The sequence below is a fragment of the Moorena sp. SIO4A5 genome, assembly GCF_010672005.1.
Lineage (GTDB): Bacteria > Cyanobacteriota > Cyanobacteriia > Cyanobacteriales > Coleofasciculaceae > Moorena.
Genome location: NZ_JAAHHZ010000037.1, coordinates 57,669 through 63,741, shown reverse-complemented (window position 1 = coordinate 63,741; position 6,073 = coordinate 57,669). Strand labels below are relative to the sequence as shown.

The window sequence follows — 6,073 nt, the reverse complement described above, 5'->3', positions numbered from 1 at the left end:
GACTTCTGACTTCTGACTTCTGACTTCTGACTTCTGACTTCTGACTTCTGACTTCTGACTTCTGACTTCTGACTTCTGACTTCTGACTTCTGACTTCTGACTTCTGACTTCTGACTTCTGACTTCTGCTATATCAGTGATCAGCCATTTTAATGATGGACGTTGCTCCCGTTGCGGGATGATCTGAAAATTGTTGACAACCCCAAAGCTTCCACTCTTCACCCCTCTTCCCTCTCCCGATTTTGTCCTCATTTGCTACAACAGAAAACAACTGGGTATAAAAACTATATGCCAGGATAGATATTAGATGTGTGTTCTTCGGTGGTCATCATATTCGCTTCTTAAACATGGACAGTTGAAATTAGCACTATGAGTAAGGATTTAGACTTTAGCCCCCAGGGCTATGAAATTAAACAAGAGTTAGGACAAAATCACGCTGGGGGTAGAGTCACCTACCTGGCGACACAACTGGAGACTCAGCAACCTGTTGTGATTAAGCAGTTGCAGTTTTCCCAATTAGGCACTAGCTGGGCAGAATACGACACTTATGAACGAGAAATTAAACTCCTGCAGCAGCTCAATCATCCTAGCATTCCTCGCTATATCGATTCTTTTGACACTCCCACTGGATTTTGCTTAGTCCAAGAATATAAACCAGCACCTTCCCTCGCCGAAGATTACCACTGGACACCAGAAGAAGTTAAGCAAATTGCGATCGCTGTTTTGGAAGTCTTGGTTTACTTGCAACGGCGGCAACCTCCTGTGATTCATCGAGATATTAAACCAGAAAATATTTTGGTTGATAGACAGGGTAACTTGAAGGTGTATCTAGTAGACTTCGGTTTTGCCCGGATAGCAGGTGGGGATGTGACCCTCAGTAGCGTTGTTAAAGGTAGTGTAGGGTTTATGCCACCAGAGCAGATGTTTAATCGGCAATTGACCAAAGCATCTGATCTGTATAGCTTAGGGATAACCCTGATTTGCTTGCTGACAGGGACAAAATCTAGCGAAATCAACACCTTAGTTGATGAGAATTATCGGATTAATTTCAAACAACTGTTGCCCAAGCTAAATCCCCAGTTTATTCATTGGCTAGACAAAATGGTTGCACCTAACCTCAAACATCGCTATCCCGATGCCGCAACTGCCCTAAAAGCCCTGAAGCAGATTGATGTAGTGAATGATGTCACTCCTCTAAAAACACTATTGCGGGCTATACAACCAACAAAAGCAGTAGTAAAACTTGCCACCCTCAGCCTTGTGGCTGCTTCTTCATCGGCTATAACCTATGCCTGGCTCACCAGTCCAGCCAGACAGTTGCTAACCAGTGGAGAATGCCCAGGCTGCAATCTCCCAAATATCAACCTACAGGATAAGAACCTCAAGCAAGCTAAGCTGGAGGGGGCTAATCTCAGTGGTGCCGACCTAGAGGGGGCTAACCTGTGGAGAGCTAACCTCAGGGGGGCTAACCTGTGGGGAGCTAACCTAGAGGGGGCTAACCTAAACGGTGCTCGCTTGCATGGTGCTAACCTGGGCGGGGCTAACCTCAAGGGCGCTAACTTTGACATCAGGAGGGCTCAGCGCCAGGGCATTAACCTCAAGGGCGCAATTATGCCTGATGGCTCTGTAAATAAGTAGTTCATCGTGTCTGGTTGAATACTTATCATTCTGGGTTAATCGTCAATTGAAAATCGATAATTGAAATTGAAAATTAACAATTAACAATTAACAATTAACAATTAACAATTAACGATTAACCTGAATAGGAAGTGATTAACCTGATTCGAGATGACTAGTTAAATTGAAAGATGTGACCAGAACGAGCACGAGAGTATTTCACTGTTGCTATCTGGTTAGAGGAGCGATCGCGTACTGTGATCAATCCTGATTTATTGCTCAAGTGCATTGAGGATTGAGTTAAACGGGTGATGGGGAAGCGCTTAACTTCGTTAGGTTGGAGAATGCCACTCAGGAGTTGGGGACGACCTAGTTTATCTGCCATCTCCCAGCCAGTGAGGTCAATGGCTTCACTGGTCACATTCTTCAACTCAACCCACTCCCTTCCCCCTTCATCGGAGCCTTCAGGATTAGGTAATGCCGCTACGATTATCACAGGACCATCATTCTTAATGATATCATCTACTGGCACAACTACTGGACGATCCATATCCGGTTCTTTTGTGCCATCCTTGCTCAGGAAGATGGGAAAGAAGGAACGAATAAACTCGCCACGGCTACCATTGGGATTGGTACTGCGGTAGAGGACTAAATCGTAAGTGGCATCATTGATAGTAATTCGAGCCTTGTCACGAATTTTGCCGTAGACACTTTCATGCGGAGGCAACGGTTGCGAGCGCGATTTCACATTCAGGGCTTGGTCCAACAAAAAATCCGCCTTTCTTCTTGAACAATTTAGCAATAACATTGCCTCGAATATCAGTCACATTTTGGGTCATTTGTAACGTGACAACGTTGGGATTATTCGGTCCTTGATTACCTCGTAAGTCATACTTGTAGCCGAGAAAATTAACTCTATGATTTTGTTCATCAAGGTAGAATTTTACCCATGAGTGATAACCAGAAATGCTGCCAAGGGTTTCTCGTTGATCTCCAGAGCGGATATTGTATTTTCCTTCTCCAACAAATACATGCTCAAAGCCAGAAGCGAAGTGAGTTGATTTGCCCTTGTAGTAATTGGTATAGAGTTCAAACCAGATTCGCTGTAGCTTGAGTCTAAATTGCTGCTCCGAAAGAGTCTCACCTAACTCTTCGTTAATATAGTTTCGGGCAAGCTGTATCGGTTTTGTAGACATAATCAGAGAAATAAAATCTAACTGCTCATGTTCTTCTTCTTCAGGAGTAACTTCTGGGTCAACAGAGCGGATAGCGTAGTTATCTAAAAGTTTAATGAAACTGCTATAAGTGCGGGTTTCATCGAATAATTTGTCTTCATTGACTTTATAGAATAAGGGTCGGGTAGCTAAGTCGATTTCCCGTTGACCGCTAGCTTTGACCTGCTCATCTAATAGAATGTCAGCAGTTTCGTCTTCCCATTCTCCGGAGCTAGTGCGAGTGCTAACCGAGAATTGGTTTTCGTCACTTTCCCAAATTTGTTGATAAATATTGGTTTCGCTCATGTCTCTCTTGTTTAAGTTAAATGATCTAAAAGTTGTTGAATATCTCTATGCCAAGTTGAATGATTGACGGTCAACGGTCAACGGTCAATAAATCTATTCTAGGCTCAATATTTTCAGGAGACAGTACCCTTGAGGGTACTTTTTTATTGCTCAGTCACCCAGGGGGTAATCTCAAATCTGACTATTAAACTCCCTTAACCCACTCTACCCATGCCAGCGATTCCGTGAGGTAGCAACAATGTAATAGTTTTACAAGACCCATACCACCCATTAATTCCTCTTAACTCACTAGACCTATTCCAGTCATTCCGTTAGATAGCGACAATACAATAGTTTTACAACACCTAAACCACCCATTAACTATTTTTAGTCCATTAATCCCATTCTGGCGACTCTATGAGGGTAGCGATAATGCAATAGTTTTTCTAAACCCTTGCATCTTATCCAAAATGTGGTTATAATATTAGTATTGTTAAAGCAATGGTTTTGCCGCCATGATGATTTCTACCGCACAAGCCGCTGAATTACTAGGTGTTTCTGCCACTCGCGTCCGTTACCTTCTGGGCAAGGGCAGAGTCAAAGGAGCGTATAAGGTGGGTAGAACTTGGGTGATTCCTCTGTTTGATGGCATGCCAGTGGTAACGCCTGGCACTCGTGGACCAAAGCGGAATTGGTCAAAGCGTACAAATTACACGAACGCTGTGATCCACGTTAATCAGAAAGTCATTCGCCAAAATCACAACACCGGGGAACGCAATCCAGTGATTACCGTAAAACGAGGTTCTAAAAACATTTACGGTCATACGGTAGAAGTCAATGGCCCTTGCCGGGTGATGTATCGCCCTGATAATCCGCTACATTGTGGGGCAAGGGTCTGGATTGAGACTATCTCGGATTTTAAAGTTATCTGAGCCAGGACTCTCACGGGGTGACAAGCAGCTTGAAAGCATGAACCAGCAAGCTTTGAATCACATTGACAGATCCTTTTCACGAAAAGGACAGGTGTAAGTATTCAGCTATCAGCTATCAGCTATCAGCTATCAGCTTTTGAATAAGCGATGCAGCGCGGTCTTGGGGGTTTCCCCCATGAGCGACTGCATCAAGACAACAAGTAACCATTGGTTTAATCTGAGTGAAGTCCCAGCGTCGTTCGCACAGCGTGGCCAAACGCGCCCCGCGTGGCCTTTTGGCCAAGGCCAAAGCCTGTGCCAAAAAGCACCTCAAGTAGCGTGAGCCTTTAGCTGACGGCTGACGGCTGACGGCTGAATGCTTACGGACAGGTATAGCATTTTTGCTGATATCTAAACCTAAGAGGTATTTTTTTACTCTCCCATAAAACTCCGTATATCTTTCCCCTCTTGCCTTTTGCCTCTTGCCTCTTGCCTTTTGCCTCTTGCCTTTTGCCTCTTGCCTTTTGCCTCTTGCCTTTTGCCTTTTTATCGAATACGTGTGTTGACAACCCAGATACAAACGCGCTTATGCGATTGACCTTGGCCTTTTGGCCTTTTGGCCACGCTACGCGAACGGCCACGCTACGCGAATGGTCACGCTACGCGAACGCTTAAGAACGATAAACCCTCACCCGCTTATCAGGCTTTTGCTTTCTGACCCAGCTTAAAAACTTCTGCATCTGAGGGTCATTTTTTAAGGCTTCACAAGTATTCAATTCCACAGCTAAACGAGTATTTGGGAATAAAGCATGTATTTGTCGGTGACAAGCAGGGCAAATAGTAATCGTTGGACCAGGTTTCATCTTTTTTCGCTTAGTGTTTTGTCGCGGTATCAGGTGATGAACTGTCAATCGCTCTACATCTCTTCCGCAAAGTTCACAAGTCATTGATAATGATAGCAATTATTATTTTAGGTGCAAATTATTAGGGAGTAGGGAGTAGGGAGTAGGGAGTAGGGAGTAGGGAGTAGGGAACTTCGAAGTTGGAAAAAAATCCTGTGGACTTCATTACTACGATAACCGTAAAATCCTAAGTGTTGAACATCTCAACTAAACATGCTATATCATGAAAACTTGGTCAATAATTTCCTATCTAGTTATCGGTATAGTTATGGGTACTTTTTTAGGTATTATACTACAAAAGTCTGCTCAAGTAGACCAGTTGTTCAGACGCTACGGTATCCTCAGGACTTCCACCACTAAGCATGATCAAAGCAAACCAGTTCCTGCAAATTTTCAAGGCAAGATGTCCCTGTTTATTTTGGCAGGACAGTCGAATATGTCAGGAAGTGGTAAGGTAACACCAGCCAGTTCTGTTACTCACCCCAGAGTTTTTGTCTTTGGAAACAATTACCGCTGGCATCTAGCCACCGAACCTATTGATTCACCAACCGGACAAGTTGATCACGTCTCGGAAGATAAGTTAGCTGGAGTCGGTCCAGGGATGGCGTTTGCTACTGAATTACTCAAATACGATCCTGAGCTGATTATTGGTTTAATTCCCTGTGCTAAATGGGGTTCTAGTATTCAAGAGTGGCAAAAAAATCTCAGTGAAGATACTTTGTATGGCTCTTGCTTAAAGCGAGCCTATGCAGCTTCACCAATGGGAGAAATTAAAGGTTTACTATTCTTTCAGGGAGAAAGTGATGCCCTTAATCCTCAAGCCTACCCAAGTCGAAGATTCTTCCCTAATCAGTGGGCTGATAAATTTGTTAGGTTAGTAAAAGATTTGCGTCAAGACTTAGGGAAACCTGACTTACCAGTAGTTTTTGCTCAAATTGGTACCACTACTGATCCAGAAAAGCTCCCGAACTGGGAAACCGTGAAAGCGCAACAGGAAACAGTCCAGTTACCAGCTACTGGGATGATTACTACAGATGACTTGGGTTTGCAAGACCATGTTCACTTGACAACGGAAAGTTATTTGATTGTTGGAAAACGATTTGCTAAAACATTTTGGAAACTTACTCAAAGATTATAGGGTGCAT

The 6,073-nt window shown here is 43.7% G+C and carries 9 protein-coding genes; 4 read left to right on the top strand and 5 right to left on the bottom strand.

Going from position 1 to position 6,073, the window contains the following annotated elements:
* Positions 1–221 (bottom strand): hypothetical protein (locus F6K57_RS13715; RefSeq protein ID WP_293068361.1); only part of this gene is annotated, 221 nt, incomplete at its 3' end.
* A gap of 147 nt (positions 222–368) precedes the next feature.
* On the opposite strand from F6K57_RS13715, the gene F6K57_RS13710 reads away from it, so the two are divergent.
* On the top strand, positions 369–1,637 hold the full coding sequence (locus F6K57_RS13710; RefSeq protein WP_293021365.1) for a serine/threonine-protein kinase: 1,269 nt from the start codon (positions 369–371) through the stop codon (positions 1,635–1,637).
* A gap of 154 nt (positions 1,638–1,791) precedes the next feature.
* Here F6K57_RS13710 and F6K57_RS13705 read toward each other — a convergent pair whose 3' ends face one another.
* Together F6K57_RS13705 and F6K57_RS13700 are read right to left on the bottom strand one after the other, a co-directional pair.
* The gene (locus F6K57_RS13705; RefSeq protein WP_293068357.1) at positions 1,792–2,343 is read right to left on the bottom strand and encodes a lamin tail domain-containing protein; all 552 of its coding nucleotides are present in this window, start codon (positions 2,341–2,343) and stop codon (positions 1,792–1,794) included.
* On the bottom strand, positions 2,330–3,136 hold the full coding sequence (locus F6K57_RS13700; protein WP_293068355.1) for a hypothetical protein: 807 nt from the start codon (positions 3,134–3,136) through the stop codon (positions 2,330–2,332). Before F6K57_RS13700 ends, F6K57_RS13705 begins: the two co-directional genes overlap by 14 nt.
* 494 nt (positions 3,137–3,630) lie before the next feature.
* Here F6K57_RS13700 and F6K57_RS13695 point away from each other — a divergent pair, with 494 nt between their 5' ends.
* Positions 3,631–4,047, top strand: a complete 417-nt coding sequence (locus F6K57_RS13695; RefSeq protein WP_293068352.1) for a helix-turn-helix domain-containing protein — start codon at positions 3,631–3,633, stop codon at positions 4,045–4,047.
* Between the two features lie 115 nt (positions 4,048–4,162).
* Here F6K57_RS13695 and F6K57_RS13690 read toward each other — a convergent pair whose 3' ends face one another.
* A complete protein-coding gene (locus F6K57_RS13690) occupies positions 4,163–4,348 on the bottom strand; it encodes a hypothetical protein (RefSeq protein WP_293068349.1) in 186 nt (61 codons plus the stop codon).
* Between the two features lie 146 nt (positions 4,349–4,494).
* Between F6K57_RS13690 and F6K57_RS13685 the strand changes: the two genes are divergently transcribed.
* On the top strand, positions 4,495–4,701 hold the full coding sequence (locus tag F6K57_RS13685; protein ID WP_293068346.1) for a hypothetical protein: 207 nt from the start codon (positions 4,495–4,497) through the stop codon (positions 4,699–4,701).
* Here F6K57_RS13685 and F6K57_RS13680 read toward each other — a convergent pair.
* Positions 4,698–4,973: an HNH endonuclease gene (locus F6K57_RS13680; protein WP_293068343.1), complete on the bottom strand. Its 276-nt coding sequence runs from the start codon at positions 4,971–4,973 to the stop codon at positions 4,698–4,700. The two genes, F6K57_RS13685 and F6K57_RS13680, sit on opposite strands and share 4 nt — an antisense overlap.
* A 223-nt stretch (positions 4,974–5,196) precedes the next feature.
* Between F6K57_RS13680 and F6K57_RS13675 the strand changes: the two genes are divergently transcribed.
* A complete protein-coding gene (locus F6K57_RS13675; protein ID WP_293068340.1) occupies positions 5,197–6,066 on the top strand; it encodes a sialate O-acetylesterase in 870 nt (289 codons plus the stop codon).
* Positions 6,067–6,073 lie beyond the last annotated feature (7 nt).